Origin of the sequence: Halobacillus sp. ACCC02827, from assembly GCF_030291935.1 — a bacterium.
Taxonomy (GTDB): domain Bacteria; phylum Bacillota; class Bacilli; order Bacillales; family Halobacillaceae; genus Halobacillus.
In genome coordinates this window covers 2,427,105-2,452,902 of sequence record NZ_CP128168.1, presented here as the reverse complement: position 1 = coordinate 2,452,902, position 25,798 = coordinate 2,427,105, and the positions used below count along the sequence as shown (strand labels likewise).

The following is a 25,798-nucleotide window of genomic DNA, read 5'->3' as shown; positions in this document are numbered from 1 at the left end:
CTGGTGTTTTGAAAGGAAAGAGAAAGGGAAAATCCCCCGTGAGGTAGTAGGCCTGACTGTAATCCGACTTAACAATAATGGTGAAGGAGTGTTGGAGAATGAAAGTATCCTATCATGGACATTCAGTTATCAAGGTTGAAGCGAATGGAAAGACGATCCTGTTCGACCCATTCATTTCAGGGAACGGGAATACAGATTTAAAGGCAGACGAAGTAGAAGCAGACGTCATCCTTCTGACGCACGGGCACAACGACCACGTCGGGGATACGGTGGAGATAGCAAAGCGCACCGGTGCTAAAATCGTGGCTCCCTTTGAGTTAGCAGAGTATTTGGGGAATAAAGGAGTCGACACCCATCCGATGTCGATCGGCGGAGGTCATGAATTCGACTTTGGACATGTGAAGTTCACGCAAGCCTTCCACGGTTCTTCCTATACGGAAGAAGACGGTACGATCGTTTACACAGGAATGCCGATGGGGATTTTATTAACGATTGACGGGAAAACGATCTACCATGCAGGTGATACCGGCTTGTTTTCTGATATGAAATTGATTGGTGAAAGAAATGATATCGACTTGGCTTTTCTTCCAATCGGTGATAATTTCACCATGGGGCCGGAAGATGCGTTGACGGCAGCAGAGTGGATCCGAGCAAAACAGGTCGTTCCAATCCATTACAACACGTTTGAGTTAATTGAGCAGGATGGGAAAGGTTTTGCGAACAAGGTGCAACCTGGAAAAGGAACAGTGCTTGAACCTGGAGATGAAATTACAATATAAAGGCCGTAAAACAGCCATCTGTCGACTTTTCGGGCAGATGGCTGTTTTAGTTAGAAGTTTGTGCAACGGGTTTTTTATTTGGATTTTTGTGGGAAAAATTGCGGAAGTACTGTATCAGTTGTATAATAACAATAATAAACAAATGACTGGTACAGTTAGAAAGAATGGTGAGTTATGGCTACAAAGCACGAACAAATTCTTGAACACATCGAATCACTCTCCGTTGGAAGCAAAATATCCGTGCGCGGAATCGCTAAAGCATTGAACGTAAGTGAAGGAACGGCATACAGGGCAATTAAAGAAGCGGAAAACCAGGATCTTGTCAGCACAATGGAACGCGTGGGTACAATCCGAATTGAGAAGAAAAAGAAAGAAAACATCGAGCGGCTCACGTTTGCTGAGATTGTAAATATTGTAGATGGTCAGGTGCTTGGTGGCAGAGAAGGGCTGTACAAGACACTAAATAAGTTCGTTATAGGCGCGATGAAGCTGGAAGCCATGATGCGATACACAGAAGCAGGGTCTCTTCTTATCGTGGGGAACCGCACGAATGCTCATGAACTGGCCGTCCAGGAGGGTGCTGCAGTATTGGTAACCGGTGGTTTCGATACGAGCGATGCGGTTAAGAAGCTTGCAGATGAAAAGAAGCTGCCTGTCATTTCAACCAGTTACGATACATTTACCGTCGCAACGATGATCAACAGGGCGATATACGATCAGCTGATCAAAAAGGAAATCGTATTGGTGGATGATATTTATACAGCCTACGAGGATTCTAAGTTTTTAAAGACAACGGACAGCGTTGATCACTGGCATGACCTGAACGAAGAAACAAAACACAGCCGCTACCCCGTCGTGGATTCTCAAAATCGAGTGGTCGGCATCGTCACTTCCAAAGACGTAATAGGAAAGAGTGCCGATACGAAAATTGACAAGGTGATGACGAAGAACCCTATGACCGTCCATCCGAAAACATCGCTTGCCAATGCTGCTCACGTAATGGTATGGGAAGGAATCGAGTTGATGCCTGTCGTAGATGCCGCTCAGAAACTGCAGGGAATCATCTCCAGGCAGGACGTGCTGAAGGCTCTCCAGCATATACAACGGCAGCCACAGGTTGGTGAAACCATCGACGACCTTGCCACAAACCGTATGGAAGTACTGGCGGAAGAAGGTGAGCCTGTAAAGTGGAAGACAAAAGTCACACCCCAAATGACCAACCAGCTCGGCACGATGTCCTATGGCGTCTTTATATCGCTTATTACAGAGTCCTCCTCAAGGCTGCTTCGGAAACATAAAAAAGGGGACCTTGTCGTTGAGAATATATCCGTTTATTTCATCAAACCGGTTCAGATCGATAGCGAAATTGAAATAAGTCCGCAGATATTAGAAGTCGGTCGGAAATTCGCTAAGGTGGATGTAGAGGTCCATCAAGGGAAGGCAATTGTTGGAAAAGCCTTGCTCATGGCCCAATTAATTGATAGATGAGAAAAAGCCGCTGTATGTTGACAGCGGCCTTGGCTCAAGGGGCGGTTGGTGTTTCATGTTTTCGGTATTCCGCCTGGTAATGTTTACTTGCTTTCCAGCCGAGTCTCGCTTGAAAGATACCGAGTAGAAGAAAAACGATTCCTATAAACAAGGACAGCTTGGTCTGATAAAATACATACTGGTTAATACCGAAAAAGAAAATGAAGCTTCCGAGGAAAACCCGGGATCTGCTGTTCAAGTATTCCTGGGTCAGCGGGTCTTTTGTCCGGAATATCATCACTTTGTAGTACAGGTAAAGAACAAAGGAAACCAATATGAGAATCGGAAAAATAATCATCCATGATCGACTCCTGATTAGATTAATTTGTCTTTATTGTAGCGTTTTTTGTTGGGAATAGCTACCTGTCAGGTGGAAATCTATGGTTTAATTGTGAGGAAGATAGAGAGGGAGGCGCTTATGAGTAAGCCAAAACAAATAGTCGAACAGATTAAGAAATATGAAACCATCATTATTCACCGTCATGTCCGCCCAGATCCGGACGCTTACGGCTCTCAAGGAGGGCTTGCCGGGATTATTAAAGAATCGTTTCCGGAGAAAAAAGTCTATGTGACTGGAACGGGTGAACCGTCTCTTAACTATCTCCAAACGATGGATGCTGTTCCGGATGAAGCGTTTGAGGAAGCACTGGTAATCGTGTGTGATACTGCCAATCAAGCGAGAATCGACGATGCTAGATACGACAGCGGTGCGGCGCTTATTAAAATCGACCACCATCCCGAAGTGGATAAATATGGTGACATCCAGTGGGTTGATACGTCATCCAGCTCTACTTCCGAAATGATTTATCAATTATATAAAGAGAATCAAGAGGAAGGTCTGCGGTTAAATGACAATTCAGCCCGGCTTATATACGCGGGGATTGTCGGAGATACCGGCCGATTCCTGTTCCCCAGTACAACAAACAAGACGCTCGGCTATGCGGCGGAATTGGTTCGATTTGACTTTGACAGACCAGCTTTATTTAAGGAAATGTACAAAACTCCTTTGAATGTAGCTCGATTGAAAGGGTATGTCCTGCAAAATTTTGAACGGCATGCTTCTGGTTATTCCACGATCCGTCTGGATAAGGAAACACTGAAAAAGTTTGATGTAACAGTCACAGAGACGAGTCAGCTTGTCGGCCTGCTCGGGGATATTGAAGGTATTCTTGCATGGGCGTTCTTTGTGGAAGAGGAAGATACGATCCGTGTCCGTCTTCGCTCCAGAGGTCCTGTCATAAATGGGGTTGCAGCCAAATTTAACGGCGGAGGACATCCGATGGCTTCCGGTGCTTCTGCTTCATCCTGGGAGGAAACAGAACAATTGGCAGCGGAGCTCGAATCCGTATGCCGGCAATACAAAGAAGAGCAGCAGTGATTTGCTGCTCTTCTTTGTATCTGCCTGTCTTTTCATGGGGATATGATGATTTCTAGATTCAACGAAAGGGTTTCGTAGACGACCAGGCGTTCTACCTTAAGTTCATAGGAGAGGTCGTCAACAGCATAACTTTTACTTTCCACTGATGCGATCATCAGATCGACTTGACTACCCACGACTTTAATATCTTTCCCGGGGATGGACGCTAATTGTTGTTTAACAAGGGTTGTTAATTCGTGCTGTGTCAACAAATCAATATTCAGTTTCTTTGCATTGGTGTAGGATACGGCGATGTCTTTGACGCTCAGCGGCTTCGCTTGTGGATCTTCTTCCTGGTTTTTTAGAAGCCCTTCATACTTTGCTTCCATTTCGTTCATCTTGGCATTCATTTCAATATATTCTTCTGTATATTTTTCTTGGAGCTGTCCATGTACATAAAGGAAAAACAAATAGCCGATGACCGCTCCTAATACAATGCCGGCAAATAAACGCCTCCACTCCTTTTTTTTATGATAAGGAGGAAACTGCATTCACGTCACCTCTTCACCTAGCAGCCATTCAAATAAAAGGAGAGCGGCTTTCACTCCACCCATGGCAGCGACGATTATCATCACTTGCTTGAAGATATCGAAGGTAGAACCATCGAATATCCCTTTTTCAAAATTGCTGATGGCATCGAATGTTCCACCAATAGCGGCGACTATGGCCCATATCCTGAGCCCTTTTGCAATCCGGAACATGGAGGTAAGAGGAGCTTCTCCGGTCAGATAACTCCCGATGCTGCCGATGATTGTCCCTCCTACAATAACTCCAAAAGCGATAAAGAAGCACTGTATCATCGAAATAACCAGACGATCTTCCATTTTGTCCCTCATTTCAAAGACGCAATAGTATCCATATATTGAAAAATATTCCCCGGCCCGTCCAATTATGCAGGAGGCTTTCATCCTCCTGTTCTTATCGATATAATTTAGTGGAAAGAAGGTGTTCGTGAATGACTTTTACTCATTTGAATGTAAAGAGCGGTTTCAGCTTAATGGAAAGCACGGTGAAAATTCCCGAACTTGTAGATGAAGCAAAAAGGTTGGGGTTTCAATCGCTTGCTTTGACGGATGAGAATACGATGAGTGGATCGGTCTCCTTTTACCGGGCCTGCAAGCAGAAGGGGATCAAACCTCTAATCGGGCTTAAAACGAGAATCGAGGATCAGGACCTTCACTACCCTGTCCTTCTTTTCGCAGAGAATAACGAAGGCTATAAAAATCTTTTGCAGCTCAGTTCCGCTATCCAGCTGGAAGGGCGGCCGGTATCCCTGGACCTGCTTGAACAGAAGCGCAGCGGTCTGATCGTCGTTCTGCTGACCTCTCAGTCCCCCTGGGCGCAGACGATTGCCGGTCGTATGTTTGACCATATAAAGGACTCCTTAAACCGGTGGCGGCATATGGTAGGAGAGGATAATTTCTATTTGGCAATCCAGGATCTCGATCTTCATGAAGAAAGACAGCTTCATCAACCGCTCCAGGAGTGGTCAAAGAGGGAGGGGGTCCCGGTCGTCGCAATTGGAGACGTCCGTTACCTGAAAAAAGAGGATGCTGCGGCATATGAAAGCTTGAAGGCTATAGAAGCGAATACCCGCTTCTCAGGGGAAACAGCAGGAGCGCGCTTCTATTTAAAAAAACCGGAGGAAATGGAAAACTATTTTCAAGAATGGTGGCCGGGAGTGTTGAGAGCGACGGAGGAGATTGCAGAGAGGGTAAACCTTGCACTTTCGTTCGACCAGCAGCTTCTGCCCACGTACCCAACACCTGGAGGCGTCCGTGCGGATCGTTATCTGGAGGAACTTTGTTTAAAAGCTTTAGCAAAGAAATACCCGGCAACTTACAAGGCGGCGGAAGAGCGCTTACATAAAGAGTTGTCCGTTATCACATCGATGAATTTCAGCGATTATTTTCTAATTGTATGGGACTTTCTTGCTTATGCGAAGAAGCAGGGCATACACGCAGGCCCGGGACGTGGATCCGCAGCAGGATCATTGGTGGCGTATCTTCTTAATATTACTCAAGTCGACCCGTTAGAGTATGATTTACTCTTTGAAAGGTTTTTGAATCCTGAACGGATCACTATGCCTGATATTGATATCGATTTCCCTGATCACCGCAGGGATGAAGTCATCGCCTACGTTGCTGAAAAATATGGAGCGGATCATGTTGCTCAGATTTGTACGTTCGGCACATTCGCCGTCCGAAGTGTCCTGAGGGAGCTCTTCAAAGTTCTCGCGGTTGATGAAAGTGATGCAGCCTTCATATTAAAACAAATACCAAAAACGGCACCGTCCACGATCACGGAAATCGTGAGAGATTCAGAAGAATTGAGTGACTACATCCGAAACTCACCGAAATTGCAGCGACTCTTTCAAATTGCTACGAAGTTGGAAGGTCTGCCGCGGCACGTTTCCACCCATGCGGCAGGTGTTGTAATCAGCGAGCGGCCGCTCCAGGAATATACAGCACTCATGGACGGACATAACGGGATTCCATTGACGCAGCTGGCCATGGGGGACTTGGAAAAAGTCGGATTGTTGAAGATCGACTTCCTTGGACTGCGGAACCTGACCTTCATCGAGAAGATGGAGGGGAAAATAAAGCGGTTCCGGGATTCCAGTTTCTCTGTAGAGCGTATACCGCTTGATGATGAGAAAACGTTCCAGCTGCTCGCACAAGGACGTACAAACGGGGTCTTCCAATTGGAATCCCAGGGAATGAAAGGTGTGCTGCGTCGTCTTCGTCCCTCTCATTTCGAGGATGTCGTAGCTGTTAACGCTCTTTATCGGCCCGGCCCTATGGATTATATACCGGATTTTATATCGCGGAAACAAGGGAACCAGGCAATGGAACTTCCACATCCCGATTTGAAAGGGATTCTGGACAAGACGTACGGTGTCCTTGTCTATCAAGAACAGATTATGCAGGTTGCGCAACTGGTCGCCGGATATTCTTTAGGCGAGGCGGATTTACTGCGAAGAGCAATCAGTAAAAAGCAGTCCGGAATACTAGAAGACGAACGGGAGAAGTTTGTAAAAGGATGCAGAAATCGCGGCTACACCGAGGCGGTCGCCCGGCAGGTGTTCGAATGGATTGTCAAATTTGCCAACTACGGATTTAACCGAAGTCACGCGGTCGCCTATAGTCTGATATCCTATCGTCTCGCGTATATGAAAGCACATTACCCTTCTTACTTCCTTGCAGAGCTGATCAACTCTTATGTAGGTGACAGGGATAAGCTCACCCTTTACTTGCGAGAGGCGAAAGAAAGTGGACTGAAGGTACTTCCTCCTTCGATCAACCGCAGTCACATTGTTGCAAAAGATGAACAAGGTGCCATCCGCATCGGCCTCCTTTCCGTGAAGGGGGTAGGCTATCAAGCGGCCCAGGCTGTTGTAGAAGAAAGAGGCAATGGAAGATTCCGCAGCTTGAATGACTTCTGTCTTCGTGTTCGGACGAAGATCGTCACTCGCGGGGTGATAGAGTCGTTAATACTTGCGGGTGCCTTTGATGAAACCCATGAGAATCGTGCGGCGCTGCTTGCAAGTATCGACCAGGCACTGGAACAGGGAGAGTTATTTAAAGAATTCCAGGACCAGCCCGGCTTCTTCGGAAATGAATTCGAAATGGAACTGATAGAAGTGGACCCGTTTCCTCCATTAAAACTTTTGGCTATGGAAAAAGAAGTTCTGGGTACTTATATGTCAGAACACCCCTTGGAACACCACCGGCAGCTGCTTCAGGAGAGAGGGATCAATTCTTTGAATAAGGTCGTTAACATCAAAGGAACGGTCAAGACAGCAGGTGTAGTAGAGACGATAAGGGAAATCAGGACCAAACGGGGAGAGTCGATGGCATTTGCCACGCTCGGTGATGAAACGACAGAGCTGGAGGCGGTTATTTTTCCTGATTCTTACCGTAATATAAAGCGATGGCTGCAAGAGCAGATGCTTGTAACGGTTACAGGTAAAGTCGAGGAAAGGAACGGCAGAAAGCAGTTGATCATCAACGAAGCGTCTGTTTTCAATGTCGAAGAGAAACCGACAGCTTCCGAGCAACGTCTGTTCATTAAAGTAACCAAAGAGACAGAACCGATTGCAATGGAGAAACTGAAAAAAGTGTCCGGCTATTTCCCGGGGAATATTCCGGTCTTCATATTTAAATCACAGGAAAGAAAGACATACAGGTTGGGGGAATTGTACAACCTGTCTGCATCTCCTGAGTGCATGGAGATCTTGACGGGGTACTTCGGGGATGATTCCGTAGCGTTGAAAGAGTACAGCAAAGATACGAAAAATTAAAAACTCAGTCCGAAGTTTTGAAGTTCTTTACACGCCAAATTCATCTGTTATAATTAAGGAGTTAATGGTGGTCTGACCACCTGGATCGGTACAATTAATAGTTAAAGGGAGCGTGTCGACGTGTCAAATTTGCGAGATGAAGCACTGCATATACACCGTGTAAACAAAGGGAAGCTGGAAACCACTTCTAAAGTACCTGTAAGAAATTCCAAAGACTTAAGCCTGGCGTATTCTCCAGGGGTAGCAGAACCTTGTAAGGAAATTTACGACCATAAGGAAACAGTTTACGACTATACCATGAAGGGGAATATGGTGGCTGTCGTAAGTGACGGTTCAGCGGTGCTCGGATTGGGAAATATCGGGGCGGAAGCATCTCTTCCTGTCATGGAAGGGAAGGCTGCATTATTTAAAAGCTTCGCGGGAGTAGATGCGTTCCCTATATGTCTAAGTACGAACGATATTGATGAAATCGTGCAGACGGTTAAGCTTATGGAACCGACATTCGGAGGCGTCAACCTTGAAGATATAGCTGCTCCGAACTGTTTCATTATTGAAGATCGTCTTAAGAAAGAAACCAATATCCCGATTTTCCATGATGACCAGCACGGCACTGCCATCGTTACCGTTGCCGGACTGGTGAATGCTCTGAAAATCACCGGCAAGAAGTTCTCTGACATCAAGGTGATTGCTAATGGTGCAGGAGCCGCCGGAATAGCTATTATTAAACTGCTTTACCATTTCGGTGTGCGCGATATCATTATGTGTGATTCTAAAGGCGCGGTATATGAAGGCCGTGAGTACGGTATGAATGATGTGAAAGATGAAATTGCTAAGATTACGAATAAAGATCGTATGGACGGCAGTCTTGAAGAAGTGATGGAAGATGCCGATGTGTTTATTGGTGTATCTGTTGGCGGACTGTTGTCTAAAGAGATGGTCTCTCGTATGAATGATGATGCCATCATTTTTGCAATGGCGAACCCTGATCCGGAAATTATGCCGGAGGATGCCAAAGAAGCCGGGGCCCGTGTCATCGGGACTGGCCGTTCCGATTTCCCTAACCAGGTGAACAATGTGCTGGCCTTCCCGGGAATCTTCCGTGGAGCTTTGGATGTGCGAGCTACAAGAATTAACGAGAAGATGAAGATTGCCGCTGTGGAAGCCATTGCTTCCCTTGTCAGTGAAGATGAATTAAGTGAAGACTACGTCATCCCTGCCCCATTTGATCCGCGTGTTGCACCGGCTGTTGCTGCAGCTGTTGCGAAGGCGGCAATGGAGTCCGGTGTAGCCCGTCATCACGTCGATCCTGAAGAGGTGGCAGACAAGACGAGACAACTCACCTTAATAGACGAAGATTGATTTGGACAGGAGAAAAGTGTAAACTTTTCTCCTGTTACATAGAATTCTAAGGGAAAGCTAAAGAGAGGTGTTCGTGAAACGTGACCCGAGTGCAGCATGGAAAAGTCTACGAAGGTGTCCTTCATCAGTTGAGAACCTACATCGAAGAGCATAAACTGGGCCCCGGAGATAAGTTGCCGTCTGAACGGGAGTTAAGCGAACAACTCCATGTAGGAAGGTCTTCGATCAGAGAAGCTTTCCGGGCGATGGAGCTCCTTGGGTTGATTGAAACCAGACGCGGCGAAGGCACGTTCATGAGAGCTTATCGTCCTTATCATATGGTAGAGCTATTATCCAATTTTTTACTCAATGAGACGAGAACGAAAGATGAACTCGTTACAGCGAAGCAGATGCTGGAGAAAGAAGTGTTATGTCTCGTGAAGGACAGGCTTACACATATTCATTATGCTGAGATGGAAGAAATTTTGAACATACAATCCCTGGAAACCCGCCATCAAGCTCTGTTCCTTTATTTGTTTGAAAGGTGTGAACATCCGCTGCTGCTTTCCATGTGGCAATTCATTTCCGGATTCACCCGAACGGTCCATGACCTGCATTTCAAGGAAGATTGGTACCTGGCCCTGCTTAAGGCTCTCCGGAGTAAAGACACCTTAGAAATTCTTAAGTTATTCAGGTAATGATTTTGTCGAACTCCCTTCGACAGAATCAGTGATATTACGTAAGGGACTTTCAGTATATTGTAAAGAGGAAGCTTTGTCCCAAAGGAGGAATCACCTTGCTACGAGATATATTCAGCAAGAAAAAAAGATACGCATCCATTCCCAGACAGGAAGCAAAGCAGGATGTACCGGAAGGTCTGATGCAGAAATGTCCAAACTGCCAGAAGATCTTCTACAGAAAAGAACTGAATCGAAATATGAACGTTTGTCCACACTGTGACCATCATCACCGTATCAGTGCTTACGAAAGAATTGAGCATTTGTTTGATGAAGGAAGTTTTGTTGAATGGGACAAGCATATGATATCCAATAACCCTTTAGGGTTCCCTGAGTATGAAGATAAATTGGAAAAAGACCGCAAAAAATCCGATCTTAATGAAGCGGTAGTCACCGGTAAAGCATCCGTTAACGGTTTCCATACAGCTGTGGCGGTCATGGACTCCCGTTTCCGAATGGGAAGCATGGGTTCTGTCGTCGGTGAAAAGATAACGAATGCCATTGAGCAGGCACGGAAAGAAAAAATTCCTTTCGTCATATTTACGGCATCCGGTGGAGCTCGAATGCAGGAAGGCGTTTTAAGTCTGATGCAGATGGGGAAAACTTCAGTAGCCCTTCAGCGGCTTCATAAAGATGGAGGTTTATTCATATCCGTCATGACTCACCCGACTACTGGTGGTGTTTCTGCAAGTTTTGCCTCCCTTGGAGACTATAATTTTGCAGAACCGGGAGCCTTAATTGGTTTCGCCGGCAGAAGAATTATTGAGCAGACGATACGGGAAAAACTTCCGGAAGATTTCCAAACAGCAGAATTCCTGTTGGAACATGGCCAGTTGGATAAGGTCGTGCACCGTCACGATTTAAGGAAAACACTGACAACTGTGTTGGACATCCATTCTGCAGGAGGCGAAGAATCGTGAAGCACGTTTTAGAATTTGAAAAACCCGTTATTGAATTAAGAGAAAAAATCGCTGAACTGAAACGTCTTACGGAGAACAGCGAAATGGATCTGACCGATGAAATCGATACACTTGAACAGCGGCTGGAGAAGTTGGAAAGCGACGTTTATGATCGCATGGCTCCCTGGGACCGTGTCCAAATGGCCCGTCATCCGGAGCGCCCGACGACGACAGATTATATAGATCATTTGTTTACAGACTTCATCGAGCTGCACGGGGATCGTACGTATGGAGACGATGCGGCCATCGTTGGTGGGATCGCCAAATTTGATGGGACCCCCGTAACGGTAATCGGCCACCAGCGCGGGAAGGACACGAAAGAGAATATCCACCGCAACTTCGGAATGCCGCATCCGGAAGGCTACCGTAAAGCGCTTCGCTTAATGAAACAGGCGGATAAATTCCACCGTCCGATCATTACTTTCATTGATACAAAAGGTGCTTATCCCGGTAAAGCAGCGGAAGAGCGCGGCCAGAGCGAAGCCATTGCCAGGAACTTGATGGAAATGGCAGGTTTCACTGTCCCAATCATCTGTGTCGTCATCGGAGAAGGTGGAAGCGGTGGAGCACTTGGGCTTGGAATTGGAGACCGTATCTTCATGCTTGAGAACTCTACTTATTCCGTTATTTCTCCAGAAGGCGCTTCTTCTATTCTTTGGAAGGATTCGGGTCTCGCTCAGGAAGCAGCTGAATCCATGAAAATTACCTCCTATGATTTGAAGAAATTAGAAGTGATTGATGGTGTTGTTCCGGAAGTCAGGGGTGGAGCCCATCGTGACATTCCTGCACAAGCAGAGCAAATTAAAGCCGTCCTCAAGCAAGAGCTGGAGGAGCTATCCAGAAAATCGGAAGAAGATCTGCTGGAGGAAAGATTTGTGAAGTATAAAAATATTGGCGATTACACTCATCTTGATTTATAATGATATGGTTGAAAAACATGTCCGTATGTAAAAGGTCGCACGTATGTGCGGCTTTTCACATCTTAACTGAATGGTAACGTTACCATATGGTCGGATTGTTGATGATCCAATCAGTTGTATAGACTAGAGGATAGCCTGTGCATGTCCGTTTGGACGGATGTTTCCTTCCATGTGCGTTTATGGACAGAACTAAGAACTTTTGAGGTGATGAAAGAATGAAGAGAATTGGAGTGCTTACCAGTGGAGGAGATGCTCCCGGTATGAACGCCGCGATCAGGGCGGTCGTAAGGAAAGCTATCTACCATGAAGTAGAAGTGTACGGCATCAAATACGGCTACCAGGGCCTGATTGATGGAGACATCGAGAAGATGGAACTCGGTTCGGTCGGAGACATCATCCAACGTGGTGGAACGAAACTGTACTCTGCCCGATGTGAAGAGTTTAAGACAGAAGAAGGCCAATTGAAAGGTATTGAGCAATTGAAGAAACATGGCATTGAGGGCTTGATAGCTATCGGTGGTGATGGTACCTTTATGGGGGCAAAAAAATTAACCGAAAAAGGATATCCTTGCATCGGTGTGCCTGGGACAATCGATAATGATATTCCGGGAACGGATTTTACTATTGGTTTTGACACGGCTCTGAATACGATTATCGACGCAATTGACAAAATTCGTGATACAGCGACTTCTCACGAGCGTACGTATGTAATCGAAGTCATGGGCCGTGACGCCGGAGATCTTGCCCTTTGGGCTGGTCTTGCTGACGGAGCGGAAAGTATTCTTATTCCCGAAGTGGAGGATGAATTCGATGATGTTATCGATCGTCTTAAGCGTGGACATGAGCGGGGCAAGAAACACTCCATCATTCTGCTGGCTGAAGGAGTAGGAAGCGGAATGGAGTTCGGTAAACGAATTGATGAAGCTGCCGATCTCGAGACCCGAGTGACCGTTCTTGGACATACGCAGCGTGGAGGAGCACCAAGTGCTGCCGACCGTGTTCTTGCCAGTCGTCTGGGGGCGTACGCTGTCGATCTGCTTCTTCAAGGAAAAGCAGGCCGCATGGTAGGTATTCAAAAGAACCAATTGGTCGATCATGATATCGTAGATATCTTAGGTCAAAAGCACGTTATCGACATGGATATGTACCGCCTTTCCAAAGAACTATCTATATAATTTGCAAGAGGCATCTGAGGAGGAAATAAATATGTTTAGAAAAACCAAAATCGTTAGTACGATCGGTCCTGCATCGGAATCAGTAGAGAAATTAACTCAGCTTATGGAAGCAGGTATGAACGTCGCCCGTCTGAATTTTTCACACGGTGACTTTGATGAGCACGGAGCACGAATCATCAACATCCGTGAAGCTTCCAAAGCTACAGGCAAAACAGTAGCGATCCTATTGGATACGAAAGGTCCTGAAATTCGTACCCGTACGCTTAAAGATGGCGAAGCATACCTTGAGAAAGGTGCGACGGTCTACGTGACGATGGAGGATATTGAGGGCGATGCAGAGCGCTTTTCCGTCACTTACACAGGCTTGATCAACGATGTTCATCCTGGTTCCAAAATCCTTTTGGATGATGGACTGGTAGAACTAGAGGTAGAAGAAATAGATAAAGAAAACAATGAAATCAAGACGACTGTCCTTAACAACGGGCTTCTTAAAAATAAAAAAGGCGTAAACGTTCCGAATGTCAGCGTGAATCTTCCAGGAATTACAGAAAAAGATGCCAATGACATCGAATTTGGAATTCAGCAGGGTGTAGATTTTATTGCGGCATCCTTCGTGCGTCGTGCTTCTGACGTATTGGAAATCAGAGAGCTTCTTGAAAAGCACGATGCTTCTCATATTCAAATCATTCCTAAGATCGAAAACCAGGAAGGTGTCGACAACATCGACGATATTCTTGAAGTCAGTGACGGTCTGATGGTTGCGCGTGGAGATTTAGGTGTGGAAATTCCAGCCGAAGATGTTCCACTTGTACAGAAACAGCTGATTCGTAAGTGTAATGAAGCAGGTAAACCAGTCATTACAGCTACTCAAATGCTTGACTCTATGCAGCGTAACCCTCGCCCGACACGTGCAGAAGCTTCTGACGTAGCTAACGCCATTTTCGATGGTACGGATGCAATCATGCTTTCTGGCGAAACAGCTGCCGGTGACTACCCTGTAGAAGCTGTGCAGACGATGCACAATATCGCAAGCAAAACGGAAACGGCGCTTAACCATTTCCAACTGCTTCAAGAGCGTTCCAAGCACAGTGACATGACGATCACGGATGCGATCAGTCAGTCGGTTACACACACAGCCATTAATTTGGATGCAGCTGCAATCGTCACACCGACGGAGAGTGGCCATACTGCTCGTATGATTTCTAAATACCGTCCGAAAGCACCGATTGTAGCCATTACTTCTGATGAAAAAGTACACCGTAAGCTATCTCTTGTCTGGGGCGTGTATGGCGTCATGGGATCCCGTGCTTATTCCACAGACGAAATGCTTGATGTAGCTGTTGAAAACAGCCTGGCCTCCGGTCTTGCATCTCGCGGAGATCGCGTTGTCATCACCGGCGGTGTGCCTGTTGGTGAAAGTGGTACGACGAACTTGATGAAGGTTCATGTTATCGGTGACGTTCTCGTCAAAGGGCAGGGTGTAGGACAGAAAAGTGCCTATGGCCGTGCTGTCGTAGCCAACAATGCCAAAGAAGCTTTGGATCGTGTAGAAGACGGCGATATCCTCGTTACTCATGGTACAGATAAAGATATGATGCCTGCTATAGAAAAAGCAGCAGGAATCGTTACCCTTGAAGGTGGTTTGACTTCCCATGCAGCGGTTGTCGGCTTGAGCTTGGGCATTCCTGTCATCGTTGGTGTTCAAGACGCATTGAACATCATCAAAGATGGCTCTGATATTACAATTGACAGTTCCCGCGGGGACATTTACGAAGGACATGCAAGCGTCCTGTAAAAGGAAGATAAAGGCAGAGAAGACACCTTCTCTGCCTTTTCTTTTTATAGAGGAGATCATTCCCGGTATAATAGAAGTATAAGTCGGGAAGAAGGGAAGGATCCTATGTTTCGTTGGTTATTTCTATTAATAATAATTGTTCCTGCACTGGAAATCGGATTATTCGTTTGGGCAGGCAGCTATATCGGACCTTGGTGGATCATTCTGCTTATCATCTCTACAGGTGTCGTTGGGGCCTGGCTTGCAAGAAAGCAGGGCCTTGAAACGATCCGGAACGTCCAGACTTCCATGTCGAGAGGTCAGATGCCTCAGGATGCCTTGTTAGACGGGGCTTGTATTCTTATCGGCGCAGCTTTTTTGTTAACGCCCGGCTTTATTACGGATGCAGCAGGTTTCGGTCTACTGCTTCCCGTGACGAGAGGGCCGATCAAGCACATCATCCGAGGTGCGATTCAAAAAGCACTTCAAAAAGGTACCGTAACGATATACAGACGATAACAGCATAGTTTTGAAATATATATTCGGACGTTTGTGCAGTGTGTTTTTAGAAGCTGCAGGCGTCCGTTTTTTTATAAGAAAAAATTCAAGGTCTATCTCCTTTAATGAATGCGGTTATTTCCTTAGTCAGTCCTGTTTTATTCAAGGTCTGTACGATCATTAGAACCAGCGGACTCAATATGATTCCATACCCTCCAAAGAGCTGGAAACCTGTGAACATCGCAGCTAATAAAATTATGGGGGGCACGCCGAAGTGATCGCCGAGGAGCTTCGGCTCAAGTACCTGTCTTGTAATAATGACCACCATGTAGACAATGATCAAACCGATGGTCATTCCATAGGAACCTGTGAAGAACTGAAAGATTATCCAAGGGAGAAAAACGACACCTGTACCAATGTAAGGAATGAAGTCTACAAAAGCAGTGAAGAGTGTAATCGGTAAAACATAGGGAGCACCGATGATGGTTAGTCCAATACCTGTGAGAACAGACGATATTAGGACAAGTGTACATTGAGCTTTGATCAGCCCGGTCCAAGTATAGTGCCACTCTTTACGAAAAGCAAAGGCCTTGGCGGTGAGTACCGGGGGGGTACATGTATAGACAGCTGTTCTGATGGTTTCCCAATCTTTACATAAGAAGAAAGTTGCCAGAAACGTAATAAAGACCATGGCGATAGAGGTGGGGAGACTTGTTAATAATACGCCCAGGCTTTCCAAAATCTCATTAAGGACCGTCAACCCTCCCTCCGTAACCTTTTCCTGAACGGTATCCAAGTAGGTATTCAAACTCAACTGCTGATCCATATTCAAATTTCCGGTAAGGGATTCGAAGGAACCAATGATTTGTTTGGATAATTGAACGGCTTTGCCTGTCAGATAAGTAGAGAATAAATGGAAATACTCCGGCAATCCGGCTGCGATGTACTGCATCCCTTTAATCAATTCGGCGATGACCAAGGCAACAAGGCTTGCCGCTAAAGTTCCTACAAGGGCAAGTACAATCAGAACCGCTGCAGCACGTGGTAATCTAAGTCTCCTTTGAAGGAGAAGGATGAACGGGCGTAGTATTATGGACAGCAGGACTGCAAACAGGAAGGGGTATAAGTATGTCCAGACGAAAGTTGTCACGTACACAAACCCGGCAGCAAGAAGAAGGACGACGATGAATCGGATAAAACCAAGGAGAAAAGTCTGATTTCGAATAGAAAACACTCCTTTCCCTAAATCTTCCTCTACACCGGTTATACAGAGGAATTCAGCCTTTTTATTACATAATTATCCATAAAATGAAGAATAAAATTTCGATAAATTCCTTCAAATTAAACGGTTTCAATTCACATTCTCTTCAGAATACTTTATAATTAGCCTTGGGGTTGATTTCCAATCATAGGGGACAACAGTAATTTAAGCGTTTTCTTGTCTTTTCGACAAGTGGAATTTTTTAAAAAGGAGAGATTATATGTCATCATCAACCAAAGGTCTTGAAGGAATTACCGCAACGGAATCTTCCATCAGTTCCATCATCGATGATAAGTTGACATACGTCGGCTATGATATCGATGATTTAGCGAATAACTCCAGCTTTGAAGAAGTTATTTATCTTCTTTGGAACAAAAAGCTTCCGAAACAAGAAGAATTAGATGCATTTAAATCAGAACTGATCTCTAACATGGATATTCCATCCGAGATCGTTGACCATCTTAAATCGTATGATCTATCAACGGTTCATCCTATGGCAGCTCTTCGTACTGCTGTATCGATGCTTGGACTATTCGATCCTGAATCTGACGTCATGGAAGAGGAAGCGAACAATCGTAAAGCGCTCCGCCTCCAGGCAAGAATCCCTACAGTCGTGACCGCGTTCTCACGCATCCGTAACGGCCAGGAACCTGTCTCCCCTAGAAAAGACCTCAGTTTTGCAGGGAACTTTCTTTATATGCTGAACGCAAAAGAACCCGAGGAGTTGGAAGTTACCGCATTTAATAAAGCGTTGGTGCTTCATGCCGACCATGAATTGAACGCGTCCACTTTCACTGCACGAGTGTGTGTGGCTACTCTCTCTGATGTTTATTCAGGCGTAACAGCTGCCATTGGTGCACTTAAAGGTCCTCTTCACGGCGGAGCTAACGAGCGTGTCATGAAGATGCTTACAGAGATCGGCAGTGTTGAGAATGCCATTCCTGCCATTGAAGAGAAGCTTGCCAACAAAGAAAAGATCATGGGTATGGGACACCGCGTGTATCGCTCCGGAGACCCTCGTGCCAAACATTTGAAGGAAATGTCCCGGGAATTAACTGAATTGACCGGTCAATCCAAATACTATGACATGTCTATTAAAATTGAAGAATATATCAAGGAGAACAAAGGCCTGCCTGCAAACGTAGACTTTTACTCTGCATCTGTCTACCACAGCCTCGGTATCGATCATGATATCTTCACACCGATCTTTGCTGTAAGCCGTGTATCCGGATGGCTTGCACATATTTTGGAGCAATACTCCAACAACCGCTTGATCCGTCCTCGCGCGGAATATACCGGTCCTAAAGGACAAACGTACACTCCGATTGCAGAGAGATAATCAGGCATGCCGGTTAAATACCGGCCTCCCGCTACTTTTTATTCAACTTAATTTAACGTATGATAGAAATGGATGATCCATCCATAAATTGTTACAAATTTTTAGGAGGGTTTATTTTGACACAAGCACAGAAAATTTCAGTAGAACAAGACGGAACTTTGAACGTACCAAACACACCAGTAATCCCATTCATCGAAGGAGACGGCATCGGACCGGATATTTGGGCAGCAGCCAGCCGTGTAATTGAAGCTGCAGTAGATAAAGCGTACAACGGTGAGAAGTCTATTGAATGGAAAGAAGTTCTTGCTGGTCAGAAAGCATTTGATAACACGGGCGAATGGCTTCCTGCTGAAACGCTGGAAACGATTCGTGATTATAAAATTGCCATTAAAGGTCCATTAACTACACCAATCGGAGGCGGAATCCGTTCCTTGAACGTAGCACTTCGTCAAGAACTTGATTTATTCACATGTCTTCGCCCTGTCCGCTACTTTGAAGGAGTACCATCTCCAGTGAAACGTCCGGAAGATACAGACATGGCTATTTTCCGTGAAAATACGGAAGATATTTATGCAGGAATTGAATGGCAGAAAGGTTCTCCAGAAGTGAAGAAAGTCATCGAATTCCTTCAGAATGAGATGGGTGTACATAAAATTCGTTTCCCTGAAACGTCCGGAATCGGTATCAAGCCGGTATCGGAAGAAGGTACGAAGCGTCTGGTCCGTGCAGCGATTGATTATGCATTGAACGAAGGACGTAAGAGCGTCACACTTGTGCACAAAGGAAACATCATGAAGTTCACAGAAGGTGCATTTAAAGCTTGGGGATACGAAGTAGCAGAAGAAGAGTATGCTGATAAAGTATTCACTTGGGCTGAGTATGACCGTATTGTGGAGAAAGATGGCAAAGAAGCTGCCAACAAAGCCCAGGAAGCTGCCGAAGCAGAAGGTAAAATCATTGTGAAAGATGCCATTGCAGACATCTTCCTTCAGCAGATCCTTACACGTCCGAAAGAGTTTGATGTCGTAGCGACTATGAACTTGAACGGTGACTACATCTCTGATGCACTTGCTGCCCAGGTTGGCGGTATCGGAATCGCACCTGGAGCTAATATCAACTTCGAAACAGGACATGCTATTTTTGAAGCGACTCACGGGACAGCCCCTAAGTATGCCGGTTTGGACAAAGTGAACCCGTCTTCTGTCATCCTGTCTGGTGTTCTTATGCTTGAGCACCTTGGCTGGAGAGAAGCGGCTGATTTGATTACCAAGTCTATGGATAAGACGATTGCAAGCAAAGTTGTCACGTATGACTTTGCACGTATGATGGATGGCGCTACAGAAGTGAAGTGCTCTGCATTTGGTGATGAGCTTATCAAGAATATGGGTTAATCTCTCATAAAGGAAGGGGATCGTTATGGCCATTCGTAGAAATAAAATATCTGTGATAGGTGCGGGATTCACCGGCGCGACGACAGCCTTGATGCTCGCGCAGAAAGAACTGGGTGATGTCGTCATCGTGGATATCCCCGATATGGAAGATCCGACGAAAGGAAAAGCGTTGGATATGCTGGAAGCCAGTCCGGTTCAGGGGTTTGATGCCGACATTACGGGTACCTCCAATTATGAGGACACGAAAGGTTCTGACCTTGTTATCATCACCGCAGGAATTGCCCGCAAGCCGGGCATGAGTCGTGATGATCTTGTCAGCACGAATGCCAAGATAATGAAAAGCGTCACTAAGGAAATCGTGGCGCATTCCCCGGATTGCTTTATCGTCGTTTTGACCAATCCGGTCGATGCTATGACTTATTCCGTCTTTCAGGAAGCAGGATTTCCTAAGAACCGGGTCATTGGTCAGTCGGGTGTGCTGGATACTGCCCGTTTCCGTACATTCGTAGCGGAAGAGCTGAACGTGTCCATCAAGGACATTACCGGCTTTGTCCTTGGGGGTCATGGGGATGATATGGTCCCGATGATTCGATATTCTTTCGCCGGAGGTATTCCGCTTGAAAAATTGATTTCGAAAGAGCGCTTGGATGCCATCGTTGAACGGACGCGCAAAGGCGGGGGAGAAATCGTCGGCCTGCTCGGAAACGGCAGTGCCTATTATGCTCCAGCCGCATCCTTGGTGCAAATGGCAGAAGCTATCTTGAAAGATCAGCGAAGAATTCTTCCGTCCATTGCTTACCTTGAAGGAGAGTATGGATACGACGGTATCTACCTTGGTGTTCCTACTATCCTTGGAGGAAATGGGATTGAGGAAATTCTTGAACTTGAACTGACGGATGAGGAAAAGCAGCAGCTTGATAAATCTGCGGATTCTGTTAAAAGTGTGCTGAATGTATTAGAATAAACACAAAGGGATTCGAGGCCAACCCTCGGATCCTTTTTTTACCCATTAAAGAAAACGCTTACGAGGAGGTTTGCTGATGCTTGGTAAAAAGAGAAAGCTTGGAAAGAAACTTCAGGATTTAAAAGTAGGGGAGCGCTACAATGCCGCCTTTACTATCGAAGACCGTGATTTGTTGATATACCTCGGCTTGACCGACGACGCCAACCCTTTATATGTTCAGCACGATTATGCCTCACAAACACCGTTCAAACAACCGATTGTACCTGCTGTGATGCTGTTTGGTATGGTATCGTCGATTGTTTCCATGCACCTTCCCGGGCCTGGAAGCCACATTCTTAGTCACTCTATCGAATATCCGAAACCGGTCTACCATTATGCGGATGTACGCTTCCAATTAGAAATTACGGAAATCGACAAACGCAGCGAAGTGATAACGCTTCACGTGAATGGATACGATACGGACGGGGAGGAAGTCGTCAAAGGTTCGCTTGTCGTCCGCCCCCCTTCTGAACCATATTCTATGAATGCCACGTCTTTAGAAAATTTTTATTGAGAATAGGAAAAAGGAAACGATGTCTTGCTATTCTCATTAAGACAGAAAGAGCAGCCTTTACATGGCTGCTTTTTCTTTTTGAGTATAAAAGGCGTCAAAGAGTATATTAAGATTAAGTAAAGTTTGTAAGGATCTGTATTCAAAATGTAAACTTCGTTGTATGATGAAGAAAAATGCTGGTTGGGGTGAGGGTTTTGGAACAAAAAATATTGATAGTGGATGATGAAGAATCGATTGTGACTTTATTGAAATATAACATAGAGCAGGCCGGTTATGTGACGGAGGTTGCTTACTCCGGTACCGAAGCTTTGGAAAAAGCATCGAATACGGCGTTCGACTTTATTGTTCTGGATATCATGCTGCCGGGTATGGATGGGATGGAAGTTTGCAAGCAGCTGAGGCAAAAGCAGGTACAAACACCAATCCTTATGCTGACGGCCAAAGATGATGAGTTTGATAAAGTCCTGGGACTGGAACTCGGGGCGGATGATTACTTGACGAAACCATTCAGTCCGCGGGAAGTAGTTGCCCGAATAAAAGCAATTTTAAGAAGGATGGACAGGGATACACCAACCCAGGTATATGATGAAATAAAGGTAGGCAGCTTATCAATCTACCCTGAACAATACGAAGCGACTATGAACGGGGAAGCATTGACGTGTACACCTAAAGAATTTGAACTACTTCTGCACCTGGCTAAGAATCTGGGCAGAGTTTTGTCGAGAGATCAGCTGTTACGTTCTGTTTGGAATTACGATTTTGCGGGAGATACACGGATCGTTGATGTCCATGTGAGTCATCTGAGAGAGAAAATTGAGCCGGATACGAAAAAGCCGGTCTATATTAAAACCATCCGCGGGCTCGGCTATAAAATGGAGGAACCGAAGTAAATGTCCTCCAGTACTCGTCCGCTTTTGACGTATGCGATTTTAATTGTCATCGTCATGATCGGTTTAGGCGTGTTGCTGGCTCAGTTGACCAGGGGATACTTCGTCAATATTCTGGAAGACAGGGTGGAAGTGGAGAGCCGCTATTTTGTAACGTATTTGGAGAGCTTTACAGAAAATAGTGAGGTATCTCGGGATGAGTTGGAAGAATTTAGTTCACAATTAGACACCGGCATCGTCTTTCTGGATGAGTCAGAGGAGATTATTATCGATACCGTTGACGCCGTAGACTCTATTTCCAATGCGGAGAAGGAAAAGATTCTTTCAGCTGTTCCTTCAAATGGAGAAATAAGCAACAGCGGTCGTCTGATAGGGGATGTTTTCTTCTACCCTACTACTATTGAAGTAAGCAACTTGGAAGGCACACTCGTGCTGCTTTCACCAGTCGATTCATTATCAAGCATTACACGGAATATATGGCTCCTGATCAGCTGTACGATGTTTCTCGGCCTCTTGGTCATCTTTATCATAGGATTTAATGTGTTTGGTAAGTATGTTCGGCCGATAAGGGCGGCCACTACTGCTGCGAAAAAGCTGGCTAAAGGGGATTACCGGGCTCGAACATATGAAGGTTACTTCGGTGAAGCGGGAGAACTTAGTCAGGCAATCAATATCCTTGCCCGCAATCTTCAAGAAGTGAACCAGACGAAAGGCATGCAGGAAAATCAGCTGGAGGCTGTTATCAATCACATGGGGAACGGCTTAGTGCTGATAGACGAAAAAGGCTATATTCTTTTGCAGAATCGTGCGTTCCTTGAAACTTTCGGTGGTGAAAAACAACAATATGTAGGCTACCTGTACCATGATGCGATCCCATATACGGCGATACATGAAACGGTGCAGCGTGTATATATGTTTGAAGAAACTGTGAGAGAGACCTTCGTTCTTCCGGTTAACATAAGCAGAAAGCACTTGGAGGTTACCGGTGCACCAATTTTGAGTGAGGACCAGAAATGGAAGGGTGTCGTTCTTGTCTTCCATGATATAACAGACTTAAAGCAGTTAGAACAGACAAGGAAGGACTTCGTAGCCAATGTCTCTCATGAACTGAAAACTCCGATTACATCCATTCGTGGATTTTCGGAGACCCTTTTAGATGGAGCGATGAAAGATGAGCAGATGCTGGAGCAGTTTTTGAGGATTATCCTGAAGGAAAGTGGCCGGCTGCAGTCCTTGATCCAAGACTTATTGGACCTTTCTAAGCTCGAACGGGAAGACTTTCACTTGAATATTGAACAGGTAGATGTCGGTCGGCTGTTCCAGGACTTAGGTCCGATTGTCGAACAGCATGCTGGAAGAAAAGGGAACGTTTTATCTATGGATTGGAAAGACGGAGTTCTCATCGAAGGTGATTCAAGCCGGCTTAAGCAAGTATTTATGAATCTGATCACCAATGCTGTCAACTACACACCAGAAGGCGGCCGGGTAGCACTTTCCGTGGAGGAGCAGGAGGAATCCGTCACCGTAATTATATCGGATACGGGTGTGGGAATTCCTGAGTCGGAAATATCGCGGATTTTCGAAAGGTTTTACCGGGTGGATAAAGCAAGAAGCAGAAATTCCGGGGGAACCGGTCTCGGGCTTGCCATTGTGAAGCATATTATTGAAGCTCATCGTGGAAATATCCGCGTGGAAAGTGCTGTCGATGAAGGAACGACTTTTTATGTAGAAATACCGAAGAAGTTTACGGAAAATTAATACAAGCATAAGATTACTTTAACAATATCTAGATATAATACCAGTGAAACCCTTTCATCCAAGGTGTTTTCTCTTTTAAGCAGAAGCTTCCCTCGCTTCTGCTTTTTTTTGTGATTTTTGGTAAAAATGTACTCGTCTTGAAACCTTTTTGTAACAAAAACGTAACTAAAATATACATAGGTGAGGGGGATTCCGGATGAGTATGAAGCAGTTCTATACATGGGTTGGTCTCGGACTGGCCGGATGTCTATTAATTCTTGTACTTATTACTACGTGGTACACGGTGGATGAGTCGGAGCAGGCGGTCGTTTTAACCTTCGGTAAGGCGGAAGAAGGGGTCAGCGAACCAGGACTTCATTTCAAGATGCCGTGGCCGATACAAGAGGTCGAAAAATTATCGAAGGAAACGTTCAGTCTGGACTTCGGTTTTAATGATGGAGAAGAGGCAGATAAAGTTACGATGATTACAGGGGATGACATGATCGTACAGGCAGACCTTGTCGTTCAATGGAAGATTACCGAGCCCACTGGGTACTTATTCGCGTCCGAAGATCCGGAGCAGGTACTTTTCAATGCCACCTCTTCTTCGTTAAGAGGGGTAATCGGAAGCAGTCAAATTGATGAGGCGCTTACTTCCGGGAAAGCCGAGATTGAGAACCAAGTGCGTGAAAATCTCGTTTCCTTGATGGATCAATACGATGTCGGCATCTCGATCATTGATGTCCGTCTGCAGGAGGTGGATCTGCCGAATGAAGAAGTGAGAGAAGCTTTCACGAAAGTTACAGATGCCAGAGAACAAAAACAAAGCAAAGTCAACGAAGCGGAGAAGTATGCCAATCAGATGAGAGAGGAAGCGCTCGGGGAGAAAGATGCAATTATTCAACGTGCCGAAGGGGATAAGGTAGAACGAATCCAAAATGCAAACGGGGCCGTTTCCAGGTTCGAGGCTTTATTATCGGAGTATGAAAGTCACGAAAATATCACCAAAGACCGGCTGGTCATGGAGACGTTGGAAAGTGTATTACCGGACGCGAACGTATATATTATGAACGACGATGGGGATACCATGAAGTATTTGCCGATACAGCAGCAACCGGTCCTTGATGGGTCTGTCCAACAGGAGAAAAAGCAGGAGCAAAGTCCGGAAGCGGATCAGTCTGAAGAGGAGGGTGCATCTTGACGGACGATATATTTGAAAAAAAGAAGACGAAGAATAGAGATATAAAGAAATACGTGAAGGCGGGGGTTGCTCTGCTTGTCATCATCTTTCTTCTCTTAACAGGAATAAGCTCTGTTGTTATTGCGAAGGAAGGGGAGTACAAAGTAGTCCGGCAATTTGGTGATATTGTGAAGATCCATGAAACACCCGGACTCAAATTCAAGGTTCCTTTCGTTCAGGAAGTATCGACATTGTCAAAGAAGAAGATGGTGTACGACGTAGAAGAGAAAGAGATTACCACATTGGATAAAAAGCGTATGATCATCGACAATTACGCCGTTTGGAGCATTGAAGATCCGGAGAGAATGATTGCCAATGCCAGGACGGTAATCGGTGCGGAAGCAAGAATGGGTGAGTTCATCTTCTCCATTGTCCGCTCGGAGCTTGGAAAGATGGACTTTTCGGAAATTATTAACGAAGAAGAGAGTTCCCGAGGTGTGCTCAATGATGAAATTACATCGAAAGTAAATGAATATCTGGCTCGTGACAACTATGGAATTGTCGTGGACGACGTCCGGATTAAACGGTCGGACCTTCCCGAATCGAATGAAGCAGCTGTCTTCAACCAAATGATTACGGACAGAGAAAAGATAGCGCAACAGTATTTGTCGGAGGGGGAAGCGGATAAGAGCAGAATCAGGGCGGAAGTCGACAGGGAAGTACAGGAGATGTTGTCGACAGCCAGAGCAAATGCAGAGAAAATCCGTTCGGAAGGAGAGCAGCAGGCAGCGGCTGTTTACAATGAATCTTTCTCCAAAGACCCTGAGTTTTACCGACTCTACCGAACCCTTGAATCCTATGAAACGACAATTGATGGAGAAACGACGATTATTCTCCCTCAGGATTCTCCTTATACCGATCTCTTGCAGGGTTATATCGAATAACAGGAAGGTGGCGTCTTTTTCTTCTCTGCTGTAATCATGGTAGAATGAAGAAAAAGGCGTTTTATTCATGCTCATGGGGTAACATAGGATGGAGAGGACAGGACGAATGACGTCG

Annotated in this window: 23 protein-coding genes; 19 read left to right on the top strand and 4 right to left on the bottom strand. The window is 45.6% G+C overall.

The genetic code is table 11. The annotated features are described in order from the left end of the window. Positions 1-98: 98 nt before the first annotated feature. On the top strand, positions 99-779 hold the full coding sequence (locus QRD89_RS13030; RefSeq protein ID WP_286095411.1) for a metal-dependent hydrolase: 681 nt from the start codon (positions 99-101) through the stop codon (positions 777-779). Positions 780-953: 174 nt separating this feature from the next. Further along, on the top strand, positions 954-2,267 hold the full coding sequence (locus QRD89_RS13025; RefSeq protein ID WP_286095410.1) for a CBS domain-containing protein: 1,314 nt from the start codon (positions 954-956) through the stop codon (positions 2,265-2,267). 34 nt (positions 2,268-2,301) lie between these two features. Here the strand turns inward: QRD89_RS13025 and QRD89_RS13020 are convergent, their stop codons facing one another. Further along, entirely contained in the window at positions 2,302-2,604 is a 303-nt protein-coding gene (locus QRD89_RS13020) for a YtpI family protein (protein WP_286095409.1), read from the bottom strand. Between the two features lie 120 nt (positions 2,605-2,724). On the opposite strand from QRD89_RS13020, the gene QRD89_RS13015 reads away from it, so the two are divergent. Further along, positions 2,725-3,684, top strand: coding sequence for a DHH family phosphoesterase (locus tag QRD89_RS13015; RefSeq protein ID WP_008635347.1), 960 nt, complete (start codon positions 2,725-2,727; stop codon positions 3,682-3,684). A gap of 32 nt (positions 3,685-3,716) precedes the next feature. Here the strand turns inward: QRD89_RS13015 and ytrI are convergent, their stop codons facing one another. Next, positions 3,717-4,214 (bottom strand): sporulation membrane protein YtrI, encoded by a 498-nt coding sequence (gene ytrI, locus QRD89_RS13010; protein ID WP_008635346.1) that lies wholly within the window; start codon positions 4,212-4,214, stop codon positions 3,717-3,719. Next, positions 4,215-4,547 (bottom strand): sporulation membrane protein YtrH, encoded by a 333-nt coding sequence (gene ytrH, locus QRD89_RS13005; RefSeq protein WP_008635344.1) that lies wholly within the window; start codon positions 4,545-4,547, stop codon positions 4,215-4,217. A gap of 131 nt (positions 4,548-4,678) precedes the next feature. On the opposite strand from ytrH, the gene dnaE reads away from it, so the two are divergent. From dnaE to QRD89_RS12965, 8 genes are all read left to right on the top strand, one after another. Continuing rightward, positions 4,679-8,026: a DNA polymerase III subunit alpha gene (gene dnaE, locus QRD89_RS13000; RefSeq protein WP_286095407.1), complete on the top strand. Its 3,348-nt coding sequence runs from the start codon at positions 4,679-4,681 to the stop codon at positions 8,024-8,026. 120 nt (positions 8,027-8,146) lie between these two features. Then, positions 8,147-9,385, top strand: coding sequence for an NADP-dependent malic enzyme (gene ystJ / locus QRD89_RS12995; RefSeq protein WP_008635333.1), 1,239 nt, complete (start codon positions 8,147-8,149; stop codon positions 9,383-9,385). An 80-nt stretch (positions 9,386-9,465) separates the two neighbouring features. Further along, positions 9,466-10,062: a FadR/GntR family transcriptional regulator gene (locus tag QRD89_RS12990; protein ID WP_008635331.1), complete on the top strand. Its 597-nt coding sequence runs from the start codon at positions 9,466-9,468 to the stop codon at positions 10,060-10,062. A 98-nt stretch (positions 10,063-10,160) separates the two neighbouring features. Continuing rightward, a complete protein-coding gene (gene accD / locus QRD89_RS12985) occupies positions 10,161-11,021 on the top strand; it encodes an acetyl-CoA carboxylase, carboxyltransferase subunit beta (RefSeq protein ID WP_008635329.1) in 861 nt (286 codons plus the stop codon). Continuing rightward, a complete protein-coding gene (gene accA / locus QRD89_RS12980; protein ID WP_008635326.1) occupies positions 11,018-11,980 on the top strand; it encodes an acetyl-CoA carboxylase carboxyl transferase subunit alpha in 963 nt (320 codons plus the stop codon). Before accD ends, accA begins: the two co-directional genes overlap by 4 nt. Positions 11,981-12,195: 215 nt before the next feature. Further along, entirely contained in the window at positions 12,196-13,155 is a 960-nt protein-coding gene (gene pfkA / locus QRD89_RS12975) for a 6-phosphofructokinase (RefSeq protein ID WP_008635324.1), read from the top strand. 31 nt (positions 13,156-13,186) lie between these two features. Then, a complete protein-coding gene (gene pyk, locus QRD89_RS12970) occupies positions 13,187-14,950 on the top strand; it encodes a pyruvate kinase (RefSeq protein ID WP_008635323.1) in 1,764 nt (587 codons plus the stop codon). A 105-nt stretch (positions 14,951-15,055) separates the two neighbouring features. Further along, entirely contained in the window at positions 15,056-15,448 is a 393-nt protein-coding gene (locus QRD89_RS12965) for an FxsA family protein (RefSeq protein ID WP_008635321.1), read from the top strand. A gap of 85 nt (positions 15,449-15,533) precedes the next feature. Here QRD89_RS12965 and ytvI read toward each other — a convergent pair whose 3' ends face one another. Then, on the bottom strand, positions 15,534-16,661 hold the full coding sequence (ytvI, locus tag QRD89_RS12960; RefSeq protein ID WP_286095403.1) for a sporulation integral membrane protein YtvI: 1,128 nt from the start codon (positions 16,659-16,661) through the stop codon (positions 15,534-15,536). Positions 16,662-16,908: 247 nt separating this feature from the next. Here ytvI and citZ point away from each other — a divergent pair, with 247 nt between their 5' ends. The 8 genes from citZ (at position 16,909) to hflC (ending at position 25,683) form a co-directional block, all read left to right on the top strand. Beyond that, positions 16,909-18,027, top strand: a complete 1,119-nt coding sequence (citZ, locus tag QRD89_RS12955; protein ID WP_026577105.1) for a citrate synthase — start codon at positions 16,909-16,911, stop codon at positions 18,025-18,027. 116 nt (positions 18,028-18,143) lie between these two features. Then, positions 18,144-19,418: an NADP-dependent isocitrate dehydrogenase gene (icd, locus tag QRD89_RS12950; protein ID WP_008635318.1), complete on the top strand. Its 1,275-nt coding sequence runs from the start codon at positions 18,144-18,146 to the stop codon at positions 19,416-19,418. Positions 19,419-19,443: 25 nt separating this feature from the next. Next, positions 19,444-20,382 carry a malate dehydrogenase gene (mdh, locus tag QRD89_RS12945; RefSeq protein ID WP_026577106.1) on the top strand — a complete coding sequence of 313 codons (939 nt, stop codon included), beginning with the start codon at positions 19,444-19,446 and terminating at the stop codon, positions 20,380-20,382. Positions 20,383-20,458: 76 nt separating this feature from the next. Continuing rightward, a complete protein-coding gene (locus QRD89_RS12940; protein ID WP_286095402.1) occupies positions 20,459-20,935 on the top strand; it encodes a MaoC/PaaZ C-terminal domain-containing protein in 477 nt (158 codons plus the stop codon). 194 nt (positions 20,936-21,129) lie between these two features. Next, entirely contained in the window at positions 21,130-21,825 is a 696-nt protein-coding gene (locus tag QRD89_RS12935; RefSeq protein WP_008635304.1) for a response regulator transcription factor, read from the top strand. After that, positions 21,826-23,580, top strand: coding sequence for a two-component system histidine kinase PnpS (gene pnpS, locus QRD89_RS12930; RefSeq protein ID WP_286095401.1), 1,755 nt, complete (start codon positions 21,826-21,828; stop codon positions 23,578-23,580). A gap of 196 nt (positions 23,581-23,776) precedes the next feature. After that, a complete protein-coding gene (gene hflK, locus QRD89_RS12925) occupies positions 23,777-24,760 on the top strand; it encodes an FtsH protease activity modulator HflK (RefSeq protein ID WP_286095400.1) in 984 nt (327 codons plus the stop codon). Then, positions 24,757-25,683 carry a protease modulator HflC gene (gene hflC, locus QRD89_RS12920; protein ID WP_286095399.1) on the top strand — a complete coding sequence of 309 codons (927 nt, stop codon included), beginning with the start codon at positions 24,757-24,759 and terminating at the stop codon, positions 25,681-25,683. Before hflK ends, hflC begins: the two co-directional genes overlap by 4 nt. Positions 25,684-25,798 lie beyond the last annotated feature (115 nt).